The sequence below is a fragment of the Limibacillus halophilus genome (assembly GCF_014191775.1).
Classification (GTDB): Bacteria; Pseudomonadota; Alphaproteobacteria; order Kiloniellales; family CECT-8803; genus Limibacillus; species Limibacillus halophilus.
The window spans coordinates 25863-42867 of record NZ_JACHXA010000007.1 but is presented as its reverse complement, the minus strand read 5'-3'; the positions used below and the strand labels follow the sequence as shown (position 1 = coordinate 42867).

Below are 17005 nucleotides of genomic sequence, written 5' to 3'. Positions count from 1 at the left end.
GCGAACGATGGCCACGATATTCTTCACAGCCAACATTCAAAGGCATGTAGCCTGCCCCACCAGCGTGGCCGAGGGCGCGACGGTTGGGGAAGTTCTTGAACGGGTTTTTTCTGAGAACCCGGCAGCGCGCAGCTATATCCTGGATGATCAATCGTGCCTTCGGAAGCATATGACGATTTTTATCGACGGTCAGGCCATACGCGACCGTGTGCACCTCAGCGACAAGGTGGATTCCACCAGCCAGATTCACGTCATACAAGCCCTCTCGGGAGGCTGAGCATGAGCGACAAACTTCTTCTGTCGACCCGGAAGGGTCTTTTTACGGTTAAACGCGATGCAGGCGTTTGGGCGGTAAGCGACGTCGATTTTCTGGGCGACAACGTTTCGCTGGCCCTCGTCGACCCGCGGGATGGTTGCTGTTACGCCGCGCTCGACCACGGCCACTTCGGGGTCAAGCTCCACCGCCGGGCCAAGGATCGTTGGGCCGAAATTGCTGTGCCCACCTATCCGCCGAAGCCCGACGGCCACGAAGAATTCGACATGTGGGGCCGTCCTTTGGAATGGAGCACAAACCGTATCTGGGCGCTCGAAAGCGGTGGTGCGGATGAACCGGGCGTCCTTTGGTGCGGCACACTTCCCGGCGGCCTGTTTCATAGCCCGGATCATGGAGATAGTTGGGATCTTGTGCGGCCGCTCTGGGATCATCCCTTGCGCAAGCAATGGGCCGGTGGCGGCGCAGACCTGCCCGGCATTCATTCCATCTGTCTCGATCCCACGGATTCAAAACGGCTCTGGGTTGCCGTGTCGACCGGAGGCATATGGTTCACCGAGGACGCAGGCAAAAACTGGTCGCAACGTGGCCATGGCATGCGCGCGGAGTACGTGCCACCGAAATTGACCCATGATCCTATCGCCCAAGATGTTCATCGCCTCGTGCTCTGCCCGGCAGCCCCATGGCGCATGTGGGTACAGCACCACAACGGAATCTTCGTATCGTCCGACGAGGGTCAGAATTTCACGGAGATCACCAACGTCGAGCCTTCCACATTCGGGTTCCCGGTCGTGGTCCACCCGCAAGACCCGGATACAGCCTGGTTCGTACCGGAGATCAAGGACGAGAAGCGCATTCCAAAGGGCGGGAAGTTGGTAGTGACCCGCACGCGCGACGGCGGCAAAAGCTTCGAGGCCCTGACAAAGGGTTTGCCCCAGGTCCATGCGTACGATCTGGTTTACCGGCACGCCCTTGCCATCGATAGCAGCGGAGATCGCCTGGCATTCGGCTCAACGACCGGGGGCCTTTGGGTCAGTGAAGACCAAGGCGATAGCTGGCGCGCGGTGACTAATACCTTGCCGCCGATCTACGGCGTTTGTTTTGCCTGAGAATCTCCGGGGAACAACGCCATCACCAACCTGCGAAGGCGGCGACCTTCTTTTGATCGACGCGGCCTGCCGCTACGTCGCTTAGAGCCTGATCCAGCAGGGCGACTCCAGCCGTCGCCTCTTCCTTGGTCAGCGTCAGCGGGGGCGTGAACTCCAACACATTTGAACTGACCCCGACATAATACAGAATAAGGCCAAGTTCGAACGCGCGATAAACGGTCAACGCGGTTGCCGTCTTTGCCGCCTCCTTGGTTTGACGGTCTGTCACCAGTTCGACGCCAAGCGCCAGGCCACGCCCTCGAACGTCACCCACTAAAGCGTGCTTTTCCTGCAATCGTTCCAGAAGTCCCTTGAGGTGCAGCCCAACCTCTGCCGCCTGCTCAACCAGCGAGTCCCGCTCGATGGTTTCCAGCACTGCCTTGGCGGCCGCTGCACAAACCGGGTTTCCATGGACTGTCTGGAAAGAGAAGGCCGCGCTGTGATTCATGATCGCTTCAGGGCCCACAGCGGCGGAAACCGGAAGACCACCCCCCAGCCCCTTGCCGAAGACAACGATGTCAGGCTGAATCCCAAGGTGCTCAAAGGCATGGAACCGCCCGCTCCGGCCCAACCCTACCTTGACTTCGTCGGCCACGATCAAAATGCCGTGCCGACGACAAAGCGCTTCAACCTCTTGGAAATAACCATCCGGCGGAACAATCATGCCGCCATCCGATTGGATCGGCTCAAGGAAAAGCGCGGCAACTTCATTTGGCGGAACGGGGCCATCCAGAAGCGCTCGGAGATGATCGAGCGCTGCCTGCGCCGCTGCTGCCTCACCACCATCCCGATACCCGTCGGGGAAGGGTATCAGGCTGAGGCCGGCCGCTTTGGGAACACCTTGTTGCACCGGGTGCCCGGACACGGCCATCGATCCGCTGGTGCCACCGTGGTATGCGCCCTTAAAGGAAAGAATACGTGAGCGTCCCGTCGCGGCCAGCACGGCACGCGCCACCGTTTCATTTGCGTCGGAGCCGGAATGGCCCAGCCAAACCCTGCCCGCGGCCCGATCCGGCACCAAAGCAAGCAGCTTTTCAGCCAGCTCGACAGCCGGAAGGTTAGCGGTGGAAAGGTGACTGGCACCCGCTTGATCCTTCAAGGCCCCCGCAACCGCCGCCGCCAGGGCGGGATGGGAATGGCCGAGACTGGCCGCCCCCCAGGAAGCCGAGAAGTCGAGCAGCCGCCGGCCGTCCTCCGCGATCAGATAACTGCCTTTGCCACCCGTAATCGACTGCGGGAAGAACCGCAGGTTGGACAGGGTCGAAAGAGATCGCTTATCCCGCTCGTACAAACCCGTCACGCTGCACCTCCCGATGCAAGTAGCGTCAATCGAAGAACTCGAGAACTTCATCGAGATGGACGACGTGGCAATAAATCATGTTGATGATATCGAGTTCATGGTTGTGCAGTTCCATCGTAGCGGCGGCACAACAGTCCTCGACCACCACCACGCCAAAGCTCTCATCAGCCAAACTCCGCACCGTCGATGCGACACACTGATCGGTGAAAATACCGGAGCAGATAACATCCTTGATCCCCATGTTGTGCAGGACCAAACGCAGGTTGGTGCCGGTCAGCGCGCTATCGGTGGTCTTGATGATGGTGATCTCGTCGTCTTGGGGAGCGATCTCCTTGATCACCTGACCGTCGGGTCGATCCTTCGGCAGCAACAGATAGTTAAAGCCCGGTTTCTTCTGACTGAGGGAACGGTCACGGCCGTCCAATTTCATGCAGGCGATCCGCGCGAAAATTACCTCCACGCCCCGTGCCCGGCACTCTGCGATCAGTCGCGCGTTATTGGGGATCACCGTCTTGCGCATACGGTCGTAGAAAGGCTGCCAGCGCGCCGTTTCCTCCGGCGTATCCTTGTCCTCCATATAGGTTTCCTGGAGGTCGATCACCAGCAGCGCCGTGGTCTTCGGATCGAGCCGAATGTCCTCCGGTTCCTCCGCGTTGGCGTAGTAGAACGAGCGATGGGCAGTTTTCCAACTCATGAGGTTTTCTCCGTTTTCGTCTTCTTCCGGAACAACAACGCGCCGATCTCACGGGTCGGGAACAACCCGCCCGGGCGCAAAGCGAGGATCGCTATCATGGCGATGGCCAGGACTATTTCCGTCAGACCCACGACCGGCTCGTCCATGACTTTGGCGTCGTTCATCATGCTTTCCATCCCACGCAGGCTTTCATAGGCGCCAGTCACGATGAAAGCGCCAACCACCGCACCGGTGACCGTGTTTGCGCCCCCGATCACCAGCATCGAAAGAATCAGGAAAGTTTCTTTCAGGTAAAAAGCTTTCGGCGAGAATGAGGTAATGAAGTGGCCCCATAAGGCGCCGCCAACGCCAGCGAAGAAAGCCGCCAAGATAAAGGCGCGCCAGCGAAGGTGTGGAATGTGAGCGCCGACGGCGGCCGCCGCGGTTTCATCGTCCCGGCTTGCCCTCAGGAGTTTTCCGGTGGCTGATTCCTTGAAGGCCAGAGCCCCGCCCAACGCAAGTACGGCAACGAGCGCCGCCAGATTGAGGTCCGTTGCCTTAGGCAAGCCAAACAGAGTCCGCGGTCCGTTTGTTACCTGACTCCAGTGCGTCATGACCGTATAGAGAACGACCAATAGGGCGAACGACGTGATGACCGCAGCCGCGTCGGAAAGGCGCATCAGAGGATAGGAGATGGCTGCGGCGACAAACGCGGCCACCGCGCCGCCGATGGCAATGGCGATGTAGGGTGACAGGGCCACGCCTTGCAGGAATGGATAGAGATCGGGTAACGCCATGCCTTTCATCTGGGCCGGAATGGTCAGAACCGCAGACGTGTATGCGCCGATTCCCATAAAGCCTATGTGCGCGAAGGAAAGAATGCCCGAGTTGCCCATGAAGACCTGCAACCCCAGCACCAAAACCAACGATATGCAAAGATTGGTAGCGACACGGTCGTAGAGCCGGATTCCCACCGCTTCGCTGGCCAGCACCGTCAGGCCGATCAGGCTGCTGAGTATCAGCAATGTCAGCAGGTTGCGGTTCATGAGGCCCTCATGTTCGTTGACCCGACGCCGGGCCCTTCATCAAACCTTCGGGACGCCACAGCAGGATCATGATGACCAGACTGAAGGTGAAGGCGTCTCGAAACTTCAGGAGATCCTGCGGCAAGGTGTAGTTGAGCGTTGTGTCGATCATCGCCAGCAGAAAACCGCCGATGACCGCACCCGGAAGACTGCGCATGCCGCCAATCACCGTAGCTATGAAAGCAACAAGAAGCGGACCCAGACCGATCCCCGGCACCACCGTGCCAATCCGGCCGATCCACAACAGTCCGACCACGCCGGCCAGGAAACCGCTGATCGCAAAGGCAGAAGTGATGATGAGATTCGCGGGGACTCCCAGCATCCGGGCCATAGTGAAATTCGTTGCCGCCGCCCGCATGGCAATGCCCAACACGGTCCGGCGCATGAGGAATGCGAAGAGCGCCAGCAATATAACCGAAGCCGCTATTGTAATCAGATTGCGGAGGGGCGTGATGACGCCTGCAATCTGAACGGTCTGCGAGAAAATTTCCGGCAGCGGAACCGTCCGCGGTCGGGGCGAGATGAACAACAACGCCGCGTTCTGCAGCAAGGCCGAAAAGGCAAAAGAGGTGATGAGAACGGCCGTCACGGATTTATCCCTGACCGGTCGAAAGGCCACGTAGTCCGTCGCGATGCCGGCAGTAATCGCCATAATCACCGCGATCAAAGCCATGACCAACCAAGGCAAGCCGGTGCCGCCAACCATATACATCGTATAGCCGGCGACCATGATCAACTCGCCATAGGCAAAGTTCACGAGACGCAAGATGCCATATACGATGACCAGCCCCAAAGCCATCAGCGCATAAGCCCCGCCCAGGCTCAGAACATCGATAATGAACTGGATGGTGAAGGTCACGCGCTCAACCTCCCAGATAGAGTGCACTGAGGTCGGTGGCAGCGCCGATCTCGGCAGCACTGCCAGAGGCTGCTATCGCACCCAACCGCATCACATAGGCTCTGTCGGCTACCGACAGAGCCTTGGCGACGTTCTGCTCGACCAAAAGAATGGTCAGTCCGGATTGCTTCAATGCTGCGATCATCTCGAAAATCTGGTCGACGACAACCGGCGCCAGTCCCAGCGAGGGTTCGTCAAGCAAGAGCAACTTCGGGCGTGACATCATCGCGCGCGCGATCACAAGCATCTGCTGCTCACCACCGGACAAGGTACCAGCAGGTTGCGCCGAACGTTCCGCCAAGCGAGGGAACAGCGTCAGCATCTTCTCTCGGTCTTCACGCACGCCGTTGGTGTCTGCGCGCCGGATATAGGCGCCCAAGGTCAAATTCTCCTCGACCGTCAAGTCTGGAAAGACATCGCGGGTTTCCGGAACGGTTGCCACGCCTTTGCGTACCTTCGCCTCCGGGCTGGCGCCCGTGACGTCCTCCGCGCCCAAACGGATCGAGCCGCCCGCGGCCTTCAACGCCCCGGCGATACACATCAGAGTCGAGGACTTGCCCGCGCCGTTGGCGCCCAATAAAGCCACCAACTCGCCGTCGGCGGCTTCCAGCGAAACGCCATGGACAGCGCGGATCGCGCCGTAGCGCACCTGTAAATCACGGACCTCAAGCATCGACCGCCTCCGATCCCAGATAGGCTTCGATCACGGCCGGGTTTCGCCGCACTTCCTCAGCGGTTCCCGTGGCGATCGTGCCGCCGGAGGCCAGGACATGCAGCCTGTCACACAAGCGCATCATCAAGCTCATGTCATGATCGATGATCAGCAGCCCCAGACCGCGCTCGCGCGGCAGTCCTTGTAATGTGTGGAGCAGTTTTTCCGTTTCCGCCTCGTTCATACCCGCTGCCGGTTCATCGAGCAGCAAGAACCCCGGTTCGGCAGCCAAAGCGCGCGCGATCTCCACGCGGCGTTTGTCGCCGTAACTTAATCCCACAGCCAGAGCGTCGGACAGGGCCGTTAGGCCAAACTCCTCCAGCAATCCCGCCGCTTTTTGACGCGCCTTGCGGAGCCCATCACCGTGCGCCAGCGCCGCGCTCTCGATGTTCTCGATAACCGTCAGATTATTGAAAAGCCGCACGATCTGGAATGAACGGGCAATCCCCTTTAATGCGATACTCCGTGGCGATAGTCCCGACAACTTCGCTTCGCCCAACCGCACTTCGCCGCCGGCCAACGGTACCTGTCCGGTGATGGCATTGATCAGGGTAGTCTTGCCCGATCCGTTTGGGCCGATCAGACCGACGATTTCGCCAGGATCGAGTTTCAATGTCACGCCGTCCAGCGCACGCAGGCCGGAAAACTCCACCGAAACATCCTCAGCGATCAAAGTAGAATTCGACATTTAGTCCCCGGAAAAAGACGCCGGGAACACGAAGCTCCCGGCGTCATCCCTCGTCAAGGTGCAGGAATGCTTTCCGGCTTGCGCCAACCAACGAAAGTCGGCTTACCGCCCTTTAGCTCAACCAAAACGGCGGCCTTGTTCGGTACGTGACCTTCCTCTGCGGTCCCGTAATCAAGCTTGCCTGTCAGAAGATCGAACTCACCCTCTTCCAGCGCCTTGGCCACGGCGTCGCCATCCGTTGTGCCCGCCGCTTCGACGGCGGCCGCCAACAGCATAATCGTGTCCCACCCGGTCGACACAAAAGACGTATCGGGTGCGTTGCCGTACATCTGGGTGAAGAGATCGATGAACTTGGGCATGTCGGGATGCGCTTCGGGGCCCATCCACGTGTGGGTTACGAAGTAGACATCGTTTCCGAGTTTATCGCCCAAAGCCTCGTGCATGGCCGGGTCGTCATAGGCGTCACCGCCCAGAACAGGGGCGTCGTAACCCACTTCACGTAACGCGCGGATAATGGCGCCGATGTCCTGTCCATAGGAGGAAAGGAAAATCACGTCCGGCTTTTTGCCGAGCGCCTGCAGGCGGGCGAGTTGCGCCGAGAAGTTGTTATCGCCGTTTGTGTAGGTGTCTTCCAAGATGATCTCACCGCCGTTCGCCTCGAACTGCGCGACAAAATACTTCGATAGGGATTTGGTGTAGGCGATGAACTGGTCGGTCACGACATAGGCCGTCTTCCAGCCCCGCTCCTTAAAGGCGTAATCGGCCGCCACCGCGCCCATCGTGGTATTCCACATGGAGAGGGTGAACTGCTTGTCGCCCAGCGACCAAGAGCTATAGAGCGGATCCGATGCGCAGGTCGAGATACCGACTAACCCGGAGGCCTGAGCCTCGCGGCTGGCCGGACCGCCGAAGTCGAAATCGCAAGGCGCTACGATCAATTCGGCACCCTTATCGATCAATTCGACCGCAACGTTGCCGACCGTCACAGGATCGGATTTGCCGTCGATGTTGATAAACTCGATCTGCTTACCCAGCAGGCCGCCGTTGTCGTTCAGGTATTTCACTGCCACTTCCGCGCCCTGCAGGCCCGGCGTGTCTAGGGGTGCCTGAACACCGGTCAGCGAAAGCGCACCGCCGATAATGATCTTATCCTCGGCCGCTTGAGACGTGGTCGCTATCAACAGCGCGGCTGCCGATGCTACGAACCATGTTGCTTTGTTTCTCATATGACTCTCCCTGTCCTATCCATTGGCTTCACCACCGGGCTGCAACGCCGAGCCTCTCTTCTCGTTCTGGCGCATTCAACCCACTCTATCGAAAGCGTTTCACAAATCCCGTGGCGCTTTCGGTCGTCCGGCCTCTATCGGCCTTCAATCTCCCTTATCAAGGCGTCGGTACTTACCTGCCTGCAATAGCCCTTGATCGCCCGCAGTGACATTTCCTGCCGCTCCGGTGTGATCGTGGCACAAGCATCCGGCACCAAGGTTACCAGGTATCCTAAATCACACGCATCGCGCACAGCGGATTCAACACATTGATCCGTTAGAAAACCGCAAAGAACAAGCTGCCGTATGCCCAGATTTCTCAATAGGTAATCGATGTTGGTCGAGATAAAGACGCTAGAGGACGACTTCGGCAGAACTATCTCGTCATCTGTGGGCGCAATCTCGTCGATGACCTTACCATCCCAAGAACCCTTCGGCACATTGAAACCGGTGATCTTGTAATCAAGGCTGCGGTCGCGGCCGTCCTTTGTCAGGCTTTCGATGGTCGTATAAAGAACCTCGACCCCCGCCTTTCGGCAAGCCGCTTGGAGCTTTTGCATATTTGGAATGGCGACGGTCTTGGCCTGGTCGAAAAAGTAACCGTACGTCTTGGTCACCTCGTCAGGTGGCACGTCCTTGAATTCGCCGCCTTCCGGTCCTGAGGAAAAATTCTGCACATCGATAAACAAGATACCTGAAGCCTTGGGGTCGAGTGCTATATCGCGGGTCGTCGGAAATTCAGCGGCCATTCTCGTCATCTTTCAAAGCTGCGATTGTTTTGCAGTGCCCAAAGCCTTGGCGATCCGCTCGGCCCAGTCGGCCTGATCCTGCGGGTCGACGATCAAATCGTTGCGCACTTCCAACAGGATATGTGGCAGACCACGGCGTTCGCCATGTACCGGAATTGTAAAGTCGGTCTGATCGGAGACCTTGTAGGGTTCATTGTGCGCACAGACGATCTCAGGATTGTCTTGCTGAAAAGCGTTGAGAAATGCCCGCGCGAATCGGTTGTCGCGATTGGACAGCGCGCCAAGATGCCAAGGGCGCGGGCTGCCGCTGACCGACAGGCAGGGAGTAAAGCTATGCACGGATACGAGAACACCCGGCACACCCCGCCGATTACGTTCATCCAGCGCATCGCGAATGGCGTTGTGGAAAGGTTGGTGAATCTCCGCATAGCGCTGACGGCGCTCCTGCGCTGAGATGTTCTGATTTCGCGGTACTTCCGTTCCGTCACTGACGGTGGGGATGCAGCCAGGCGCTTCGAAAGGCCGGTTACAATCGACCACCAGCCTGCTGTAGCGCTGTACTATCAGGGAAGCGTCCAATATCACGGAAAGCCGCTCGGCCAATGCCAGGGCACCGAGGTCGTAAGCGATATGGCGCTCCATCTCCGCCGTCGCCACGCCCAGATCACCAAGCCGCGCCGGCACGAGACGACCGGCGTGCTCGCAGGTCAGAAAAAACGGAGAGCCACCTTCGGCATTGATCGTGCCAACAGGATCAGGGTCGTCCGCTGTCAAAAACAAAGCTTCTGCCTGAACTGTTTGCAACATGGCTATCGGTGCCTGCTTAAGAGATTCACAGATATGGCCTGAGCGCCAAGACAACAGAAGGAAGTGGAAGAAATTTTCCGCTCATAGTCAACGATGTTTTTTAAATTGACTGATAATTTTCATGATTGATAATTCAACCTTAAAGCGGGTCAGAAAGCATACCGGATGGGGATCGGGAGGAAATGGCGACGGTTCGTGACATCGTTCGACGAGATGGCACAAAGCTTACCGCCAGCGAACGGAAGATCGCGAGCGCAATTCTTGCCGATTACCCCTTTGCCGGATTGCAGACAATTCAGGAACTCGCCGCGCAAACGGGCGTCAGCGCACCGTCGATCACACGCTTCGTCAGCAAAGTCGGGTTTGGCGGCTATCAGGAATTTCAGCGCCAGTTGATCGGCGAACTGCGTGAAGGACAACGCTCCCCACTGGATCTGATGGCAAGCGAGCACAGTGGCCAGGACGAGTCCTTCCTGGGCGACTACGCCAAACGTATTGCCGAGCAGGTCGCGGAAATGGCCAGCAGTGTTCCGCAGGACCAGTTCAACTCAATCTTGCGGCTGCTCGCGGACCCGTCGCGAAGCGTATTTTTGCTTGGCGGACGCATAAGCGACAGTATCGCGACCTTCCTGTCAGTCCACTTGCGCCAGATTCGCCCGAATATTTATCACTTGGCTGGCAATCAAGAGCGCTGGCCGGACGACATTCTGCGCATGCGCAAGCGTGACGTTTTCATTTTGTTTGATTTCCGGCGTTATCAACCCGATCTTGAGCGCCTTGCGGCGACCGTCGCATCTCGACGCAACCCAACGATAATTCTGATTACCGACAAGTGGATGTCGCCGATCGCAAGACACAGCGATCTTGTGGTTGCCTTACCCATCGAAAGCGGCACCGCATGGGATACCGTTGCTTGCGCCATCGCCTTTGTCGAAGCCTTGATCGTCAAAGTATCGGAAGTCAATTGGCCCGAGACCCGTAAGCGGATCGAAGCCTGGGACAGCCTGAGATTATCGCCGCCCAGCGGCAGCCAAGAATAACCATACGAGGACAAGATGACGCCTGAAGAAATGATCGTTGCTTGCTGTACCGATATCGCCGGCAAGGTTCGCGGCAAGGGATTTCCGGCCAGCCAGTTCGATAAACGGTTACGCCGTGGCGTCGGCTGGACACCGACCAACATTCAAATCACTTGCTTCGATCTCTTGGCATCCAGTCCGTTCGGATCGCTTGGCGATCTTGTACTCATCCCGGATCCGGATGCACGCGTACGGGTGGATTTCGAAGACGGTGGGCCCGTCGAGCATTTTGCCTTGGGTGACATAAGACATACAAACGGCGACCCCTGGGAGTTCTGCACGCGTGCGATGCTCCGCACCGCTTTGGCGCGCCTGAAGGACGTCGGCGGCTTGTCGCTTTATGGTGCCTTCGAGCATGAGTTTCAGTTCAAAGGGCAGAATCACCCGCTGGGAGACGCCTATACGCTGTCCGGGTTCCGCGCCGAGCGCGAGTTCGCTGAACTACTGGTGGCTGCCCTCGCCAAGACCGGTATCGAACCGGACACCTTCATGAAGGAGTATGGGCCAGGCCAGTATGAGGTCACGATGGGGCCCCAACACGGCTTGGCCATTGCCGATCAATCGACGATCCTGCGCGAGTTGACACGCGCCACCGCACAGCGCCTGGATCGCGAGGTAACCTTCACGCCGATCCGCGATCCGGCCAGTGTTGGCAACGGCGTTCATATCCACATGAGCTTTTTTGACCGGAACGGCAAACATGCCACCTACGACCCCGAGGGCAAGCATGGCCTGACCCGGCCGGCGGGGCAGTTTGTTGCCGGGGTGCTCAAGTATCTCGACAGTATCCTGGCAATCACCGCACCCAGTGTCGTTTCCTACCTGCGTTTGACGCCGCATCGCTGGAGTGCGGCTTTCAACAACCTGGGCTTCCGGGATCGAGAGGCGTCGGTTCGAATCTGCCCGGTTTCCGACATGAGCGACATCGACAGGGCTGCACAGTTCAATTTCGAGTTTCGCGCCGCTGACGCCGCAGCCAGCCCCCATCTTCAGCTTGCCGCCATCGTGCATGCAGGCGTCCAAGGCATTGAGGAAGGCCTGGAAGTTCCCGAAGCGACGGAAGAGGACCTATCCTTGCTGGACGCGGCCGCGCTGGCGGTGCGCGGCTACACCCGTCTGCCGCAATCTCTTCCCGAGGCCCTCGAGCGGTTCTACGCCAATTCGGTGGTTAAAGGTTGGTTCCCCAAGGGTTTTGCCGATCTCTATCTTCAGCATAAGAAGGGGGAAATCGCTTTTCTTGCCGACCGTGATCAATCGGCGGTTTGCGCAGCCTATGAAGAAGTCTATTGATGGCGGGTTGGGAGTCCCGTTAAAGGCACCAGACGGAGGGGGTGTCCGGTGAGGTGTAAGCCGGACAGACGGGCAAGGGAGCCGATACAAAGTGACCAAGGCGAGAAAACAGCCTTCAGTTTCCGGCAAGACCAATGGCGCGGAACGGCTTCGCGGAATGCCGCTAATGCCAGCCTTGATCTTGAGCTTTGGTATCTTCGTATTGGTCGCTGTCAGTGCCGTACAAGCGTTACAGTGGTATACCGGACGCGGCATCATCAGGGAGTTTGCAAGCCGTTTGATCGAGCGGGCGCTGGCAACCGAGGAAGCCGAGTTACGCGATCATCTGAACGCCGCTATTTTTCAAGCAAAGTATGTAGCCAGTGCGCTCAGTGATAAACGCTATGAAATTTCCGATCCGGCGCTGCAGGATTTCGCCGCTGGCGCCTTCGCCGCAGCGCCTCAGATTACCGCGCTTTTGATTTCGGACCCGGAAGGACATGCACTGCGGGCTGTCCGGGATGACGGCGGCGGATCCGTCGCAGTCAACACGCTGGACCTTTCCCACGACCCTGCTTTTTCTTCCGTGCTGGCCGACGTCGACGCTTTCGTTCGCCCCCATTGGGGCAGACCGGTGTTCATACCAGAAGCCAACACGACATTCTTGACCTATCGCGTGCCCGTTTGGGTGCGTGAAGACCTGATCGGTGTCGTCATCGCCACGGTTTCAACCGGTTCACTTTCCAGGCTTACCGCGAGGCTCAGCGATCCGCCGCGCTATACGGCGTTTATCCTTTATGATCACGACTATGTCCTGGCACACCCCTTCCTGATCAATGGGTTTGGCGGACAGACTCCAGACGTGCCGCTGCCGTTGCTCAACGAGTTCTCCGATGGGGTCATCACTGACTACAATGATATACCCGAAGCCAGCGGTGCCTTCCTGATCACGCCGCCCCCCGGCGCCGTGGCGCGCGAAACAATGGTCGGACGAAAGCCGTACCTGATCGTTTCGCGAGAGGTTGCCGGTTTCAATAATCTGCCGTTGACGGTAGGAGCTTACAGCTTGAAGAGCGCCGTGGATGCGCCCTTGCGCATCTTCTACTGGGCAATGGGCGCGGCGTTGGTCGTTCTTGCCCTTTCCCTGGTGGCTGCAGCCATCCTTGGAGCCTATGTCTCGCGCCCAATCCGGCGCGCCGCCGTTGAAGCAGCCAAAATAGGCCGCCTCGATTTCGGCGAAGTGAACCAACTCCCCATTACCTCGTTTCGCGAGGTCAACGAGCTATCCCGTTCGTTCAACGCCATGCTGGAAGGGTTAATGGCCTTCGGCCGATACGTGCCGCATAGCCTTGTGAACGTGCTGATCAAGGAAGGGCGGGTCGGTGCAGGCACCGAGGAAAAGGAACTGGCGATCATGTTCACCGATATCGCCAGCTTCACGGAAACCTGTGAAAGCCTGTCGGCGAACGAGGTTGCCGATTTCATCAATCAGCACCTCACGCTGGTATCCGCTTGCATAGAGCGTGAAGGCGGTACAATCGATAAGTATATCGGGGATGCCGTCATGGCTTTCTGGGGCGCGCCGGGTCACGTGGACAACCCTGCTGTTTCAGCCGCACGGGCTGCTTTGGAGATCCGAAAAGCGATTGCCGCCGACAATCAGCACCGCATCAAACAGGGCTTGAGGCCGGTCCGCATAAGAATCGGCATTCACGCAGGTCCGGTCGTCGTCGGTGATATCGGCGCCCCGGAGCGCATAAACTACACGATCGTCGGCGATGCGGTTAACACCACGCAAAGGCTGGAAGGCTTGGGAAAGATTGTTAACCCCCAAGCCGAATCCATTGTGCTTGTCAGCGAAAACATCGCCGATTCCCTGACCGCGGATTTCAGCCTTGAAGACAAAGGGATGCAGCGAGTCAAAGGAAAGCTCGAAGAGTTGCGGGTTTACGAGCTCTTACGGCGAAACTGAGACTATAGGGTCTGTCCGGCCCCTTCGGGCTATTCCAGCACCGGGGTCGGCTAGTCCCGCCTGCTTGCCACCCCGGCTTAGGAATCCCCGAAGTTTTCTGGCGATCAGCGTAACGTCGGAAGGAAGATGTTCGTGCGCTATCAATTATGGGCAGGTTGAGGCGCTTTGTGTTCAAAACAGATTTGTGTGGTCTCCTCTTCCTTCAGCGGCTCTGAAAGCAAGGTGCAAAACCCGCCCGCGCCGCGTTTCTGGTGATAGCGGCAGGTTCGGCAAACGCCGAAAGCGCGCCCGCCCCGCTTGTCCAGCAAGGCCTGAAGTATCTCACGTAAAGTGTGTTCAATCGCGGCGGCCTGAGCGCCATCCAGACACCGCAAGACCGCTTCGATCGGCGCTTCGTCACCCACGAGGGCCTGACCCTCACGCGAGACCGAATAGGAAATGCTGCGGCGGTCGGAAAGCGACCGCTGCTCCACCAAGTACCCTTTTCGCTGCAGCACCTTGAGCGTTTGAGACGTGGTGCCGCGCGTTGCTCCAAGATAGTCGGCGACCTGGGACGGGGAGCGGGAGAACCTGTTTGCTCGCGAAAGGTAGCTCAAGGCGGCAACCTGCGCCGGATTGAGATCGCCTAACCAGGCCTCGGCGGCATCGAGACGAGCGAGACGATCGATCAAAGAGCGTATCTGCGCAGGTGAATCGTTTGCCATGACAAATTTATAGCGAGTCGAAATTTCATTTGCAATAATATCGACTCGCTACTATTAATGCTGAACCGATTGAATCCTTTAGGAGCCAGACATGAAGAGCCTACCCTTGAGTGCCCTCGCCGTAGTGTTGGTCGCAACTCCGGCCATGGCCGATGGCAGCCATGCCATAGATAAGCCTGACGCGGTGACGTCCGCGGCGGATTCGTCCAAGCCGATGGCCTTCGATATCCTCGCCGCCCACGCCCATCAGGATGGCCGGATGGTAACTTTCCGCATGACAACGAATGGCCTTGCCGGATCAGAAATACCTACACCCGCCGGTGCGTTGGGTGGCGCCGCGGTACTGTCCTACGTCTGGCCTACGTCGCTAGACCCCGCGACGGTCGGCTTCGAAGGGAAAACCGGCATCCTCGCCTTGGCGGCAACAAGCCATCCAGATTTCGACGACACGCCACTTTACGACGAAGACGGCGACGGCGACCCGACGAACGATGGCACAAAATGGCACAGCCACTGGGTCGTCCTTACACCAACCGAGGCCTGCGGCCCCGGTGCCTTGGCTGTGCGTGACATCCCTGCCGGCGAGACACCCCGAATGCCAGCAACTTGGCCCGGCTTGCCGATCTTCATAGATAGCCCGGGTTTCACACCCCTGTTCGATGGTCCGGAAATCACGGTCACAGTGGCTTTCGCCGAGCCAGATCTGATAACCGGCGCCGCCTACGACGGGGTAACGGCGGCCCTGCGTGTGAACGCCAACGTCCATGCGCCCTTGCTCTGCGTCGTTGATATCTTTGATATTGCCTCCAATGACCTTAGCTTGCCCGGCAAGATCGATTGACTGCTTTAGAGGATGACCCCATGCCTGCGTCCAGCCCGCAAGCCCCAGCCCTTCAAGTTTCACGTTGGTTCAACACGGACAAAGACCTCGACTTGGCCGCTCTCCTGGGCAAAGTGGTGGTCATCGAAGCCTTTCAGATGCTTTGTCCCGGTTGTGTGAGCCATGGATTGCCGCTGGCCCAGGCAATCCATGACACCTTTCCGAAAGACAAAGTTTCTGTCATTGGCCTACACAGCGTCTTCGAACATCACGCAGCGATGACTCCTGTCTCCCTCGAAGCATTCCTGTATGAGTATCGATTAACCTTTCCCGTCGGTGTCGATCAGGCGGGCGAGGCCGGCATGCCCAAAACCATGCAATCCTACCAAATGCGCGGCACCCCCAGTCTGCTGTTGATAGACCCTGCCGGTTCCTTGAGGGCGCATTACTTTGGCCAGGTATCCGAGCTGCGCATCGGTGCGGAAATCGCTACGCTGATGGCCGAGACCCAACGGGATTTCGTGCCAAGCAGCTCCAAGGACTCTCACGACGCTCTATGCGATGACGACGGCTGCCAAGTATCCAAGGGCTAGCGGTTCGTCTCTGAACATCCTATCGGCCCATACGCATGACTGGGCGATCATTTTCGGCCATCACGGTTTGATGGTAGGAATAAGTCTGGTAGGCTGGAAGATGAGTAAGAAAGACCCTTAGTCGAGAGTTCGTTTAGACCGTAAGGGGTTGCCTGGTAAACGCTCGCATTCCGTTTTTTCGGAATCGCTTGACGTCAGCTTCGGTTATCGTTCATTTTAATGAACGATTCTATTGACCGGAGTTCGTCCCGATATGCAAAGACCCTTTTCTACGCCACACATCGCGCCGCTTTACGCCGAACTACCCTATCACTACAGGAACGTCCGCAAGATTAGCGTCTTTTGCCAATGCGACCCGGCAGCGCTAACCCGGTTTTTGCCCGATGAGTTTGAATTGGTTGGCGACACTTGCGAGGTCTTCGTTATGGACGCTCCAGACGCTGGCCCCCTCGGAAGTTACACGGAAGCCGGCCTGGTCATTCCGGCGCGGTATGACAGCATCGTAGGCGCGCATGTAGCGCTAGAATACGTCTCGTCGGACGACTCCTTGGCGGCGGGTCGGGAAATTTGGGGTTATCCCAAGAAGATTGCAGAGGTCACATTAGGCCGAGACGGCACCACCGGCAAAGTCGTGCGTCGCGGGGCAACGCTGATCGATGTGACCTTCACGCCCAGCGATGTTGCCTTCGAAAAGCCAGTCATGCATCCACGCTTGCAGATCAAAACCTTTGCCGCCGCGGATGGTTCTGGGTTCGACTATTACCAAGTCATTCGAAACGACCTTGGCGACATCAAACTCAAAGAGACAATCCCGGGTTCTGCCACGCTGACGCTCGGCGGCAACGACGACGACCCTTTGCCCAAAATTGGCGTCAAGGCCATCGTCGGCGCCGAGATCACGGTTGTCGATTTCCTGTTGGGCAACGGCTCAATCGTTGCGGACCTGAATAACTAAAGCCACGGGTTCCGCAT

At 58.2% G+C, this 17005-nt stretch carries 18 protein-coding genes; 8 read left to right on the top strand and 10 right to left on the bottom strand.

Translation table 11 applies throughout. The features are described 5' to 3' along the window. Positions 1-7: 7 nt before the first annotated feature. Positions 8-277: a MoaD/ThiS family protein gene (locus FHR98_RS12250; protein WP_183416993.1), complete on the top strand. Its 270-nt coding sequence runs from the start codon at positions 8-10 to the stop codon at positions 275-277. Positions 278-279: 2 nt separating this feature from the next. Then, positions 280-1380: a WD40/YVTN/BNR-like repeat-containing protein gene (locus tag FHR98_RS12245; protein ID WP_183416992.1), complete on the top strand. Its 1101-nt coding sequence runs from the start codon at positions 280-282 to the stop codon at positions 1378-1380. Positions 1381-1402: 22 nt separating this feature from the next. Here the strand turns inward: FHR98_RS12245 and FHR98_RS12240 are convergent, their stop codons facing one another. The 9 genes from FHR98_RS12240 to FHR98_RS12200 all read right to left on the bottom strand — a co-directional run bounded on the left by FHR98_RS12240 (position 1403) and on the right by FHR98_RS12200 (position 9596). Then, on the bottom strand, positions 1403-2719 hold the full coding sequence (locus FHR98_RS12240) for an aspartate aminotransferase family protein (RefSeq protein WP_183416991.1): 1317 nt from the start codon (positions 2717-2719) through the stop codon (positions 1403-1405). Between the two features lie 25 nt (positions 2720-2744). Further along, positions 2745-3413: a cysteine hydrolase family protein gene (locus tag FHR98_RS12235; protein ID WP_183416990.1), complete on the bottom strand. Its 669-nt coding sequence runs from the start codon at positions 3411-3413 to the stop codon at positions 2745-2747. Continuing rightward, entirely contained in the window at positions 3410-4438 is a 1029-nt protein-coding gene (locus tag FHR98_RS12230; RefSeq protein WP_183416989.1) for a branched-chain amino acid ABC transporter permease, read from the bottom strand. Before FHR98_RS12230 ends, FHR98_RS12235 begins: the two co-directional genes overlap by 4 nt. Positions 4439-4445: 7 nt before the next feature. Beyond that, the gene (locus FHR98_RS12225) at positions 4446-5336 is read right to left on the bottom strand and encodes a branched-chain amino acid ABC transporter permease (RefSeq protein WP_183416988.1); all 891 of its coding nucleotides are present in this window, start codon (positions 5334-5336) and stop codon (positions 4446-4448) included. Positions 5337-5340: 4 nt separating this feature from the next. Further along, positions 5341-6048 (bottom strand): ABC transporter ATP-binding protein, encoded by a 708-nt coding sequence (locus tag FHR98_RS12220; RefSeq protein ID WP_183416987.1) that lies wholly within the window; start codon positions 6046-6048, stop codon positions 5341-5343. Then, positions 6041-6775: an ABC transporter ATP-binding protein gene (locus FHR98_RS12215; protein WP_183416986.1), complete on the bottom strand. Its 735-nt coding sequence runs from the start codon at positions 6773-6775 to the stop codon at positions 6041-6043. The genes FHR98_RS12220 and FHR98_RS12215 overlap by 8 nt, the downstream gene beginning before the upstream one ends. A 53-nt stretch (positions 6776-6828) precedes the next feature. After that, on the bottom strand, positions 6829-8001 hold the full coding sequence (locus tag FHR98_RS12210) for an ABC transporter substrate-binding protein (RefSeq protein ID WP_183416985.1): 1173 nt from the start codon (positions 7999-8001) through the stop codon (positions 6829-6831). A gap of 134 nt (positions 8002-8135) precedes the next feature. After that, complete coding sequence (locus tag FHR98_RS12205; protein WP_183416984.1) at positions 8136-8789, bottom strand: cysteine hydrolase family protein; 654 nt, start codon at positions 8787-8789, stop codon at positions 8136-8138. A gap of 12 nt (positions 8790-8801) precedes the next feature. Further along, complete coding sequence (locus FHR98_RS12200) at positions 8802-9596, bottom strand: N-formylglutamate amidohydrolase (RefSeq protein WP_183416983.1); 795 nt, start codon at positions 9594-9596, stop codon at positions 8802-8804. A 182-nt stretch (positions 9597-9778) separates the two neighbouring features. On the opposite strand from FHR98_RS12200, the gene FHR98_RS12195 reads away from it, so the two are divergent. From FHR98_RS12195 to FHR98_RS16800, 3 genes are all read left to right on the top strand, one after another. Next, a complete protein-coding gene (locus tag FHR98_RS12195) occupies positions 9779-10636 on the top strand; it encodes a MurR/RpiR family transcriptional regulator (RefSeq protein WP_183416982.1) in 858 nt (285 codons plus the stop codon). 15 nt (positions 10637-10651) lie between these two features. After that, the gene (locus FHR98_RS12190) at positions 10652-11965 is read left to right on the top strand and encodes a type I glutamate--ammonia ligase (protein ID WP_183416981.1); all 1314 of its coding nucleotides are present in this window, start codon (positions 10652-10654) and stop codon (positions 11963-11965) included. 91 nt (positions 11966-12056) lie between these two features. Then, a complete protein-coding gene (locus FHR98_RS16800) occupies positions 12057-13916 on the top strand; it encodes an adenylate/guanylate cyclase domain-containing protein (protein ID WP_183416980.1) in 1860 nt (619 codons plus the stop codon). 140 nt (positions 13917-14056) lie between these two features. Here FHR98_RS16800 and FHR98_RS12180 read toward each other — a convergent pair whose 3' ends face one another. Then, positions 14057-14620, bottom strand: coding sequence for a MarR family winged helix-turn-helix transcriptional regulator (locus FHR98_RS12180; RefSeq protein WP_183416979.1), 564 nt, complete (start codon positions 14618-14620; stop codon positions 14057-14059). Between the two features lie 91 nt (positions 14621-14711). On the opposite strand from FHR98_RS12180, the gene FHR98_RS12175 reads away from it, so the two are divergent. The 3 genes from FHR98_RS12175 (at position 14712) to FHR98_RS12165 (ending at position 16988) form a co-directional block, all read left to right on the top strand. Then, a complete protein-coding gene (locus FHR98_RS12175) occupies positions 14712-15461 on the top strand; it encodes a hypothetical protein (protein ID WP_183416978.1) in 750 nt (249 codons plus the stop codon). 20 nt (positions 15462-15481) lie between these two features. Continuing rightward, positions 15482-16033, top strand: a complete 552-nt coding sequence (locus tag FHR98_RS12170) for a redoxin domain-containing protein (protein ID WP_183416977.1) — start codon at positions 15482-15484, stop codon at positions 16031-16033. Positions 16034-16286: 253 nt separating this feature from the next. Then, positions 16287-16988 (top strand): acetoacetate decarboxylase family protein, encoded by a 702-nt coding sequence (locus FHR98_RS12165; protein ID WP_183416976.1) that lies wholly within the window; start codon positions 16287-16289, stop codon positions 16986-16988. Positions 16989-17005: the final 17 nt, after the last annotated feature.

Bases quoted from the DNA above. Each gene is read 5' to 3' on its own strand.
- FHR98_RS12250 (WP_183416993.1), top strand. From the start codon at position 8: ATGGCCACGATATTCTTCACAGCCAACATTCAAAGGCATGTAGCCTGC.
- FHR98_RS12245 (WP_183416992.1), top strand. From the start codon at position 280: ATGAGCGACAAACTTCTTCTGTCGACCCGGAAGGGTCTTTTTACGGTT.
- FHR98_RS12235 (WP_183416990.1), bottom strand. From the start codon at position 3,413: ATGAGTTGGAAAACTGCCCATCGCTCGTTCTACTACGCCAACGCGGAG.
- FHR98_RS12230 (WP_183416989.1), bottom strand. From the start codon at position 4,438: ATGAACCGCAACCTGCTGACATTGCTGATACTCAGCAGCCTGATCGGC.
- FHR98_RS12220 (WP_183416987.1), bottom strand. From the start codon at position 6,048: ATGCTTGAGGTCCGTGATTTACAGGTGCGCTACGGCGCGATCCGCGCT.
- FHR98_RS12215 (WP_183416986.1), bottom strand. From the start codon at position 6,775: ATGTCGAATTCTACTTTGATCGCTGAGGATGTTTCGGTGGAGTTTTCC.
- FHR98_RS12210 (WP_183416985.1), bottom strand. From the start codon at position 8,001: ATGAGAAACAAAGCAACATGGTTCGTAGCATCGGCAGCCGCGCTGTTG.
- FHR98_RS12205 (WP_183416984.1), bottom strand. From the start codon at position 8,789: ATGGCCGCTGAATTTCCGACGACCCGCGATATAGCACTCGACCCCAAG.
- FHR98_RS12200 (WP_183416983.1), bottom strand. From the start codon at position 9,596: ATGTTGCAAACAGTTCAGGCAGAAGCTTTGTTTTTGACAGCGGACGAC.
- FHR98_RS12195 (WP_183416982.1), top strand. From the start codon at position 9,779: ATGGCGACGGTTCGTGACATCGTTCGACGAGATGGCACAAAGCTTACC.
- FHR98_RS12190 (WP_183416981.1), top strand. From the start codon at position 10,652: ATGACGCCTGAAGAAATGATCGTTGCTTGCTGTACCGATATCGCCGGC.
- FHR98_RS12180 (WP_183416979.1), bottom strand. From the start codon at position 14,620: ATGGCAAACGATTCACCTGCGCAGATACGCTCTTTGATCGATCGTCTC.
- FHR98_RS12175 (WP_183416978.1), top strand. From the start codon at position 14,712: ATGAAGAGCCTACCCTTGAGTGCCCTCGCCGTAGTGTTGGTCGCAACT.
- FHR98_RS12170 (WP_183416977.1), top strand. From the start codon at position 15,482: ATGCCTGCGTCCAGCCCGCAAGCCCCAGCCCTTCAAGTTTCACGTTGG.
- FHR98_RS12165 (WP_183416976.1), top strand. From the start codon at position 16,287: ATGCAAAGACCCTTTTCTACGCCACACATCGCGCCGCTTTACGCCGAA.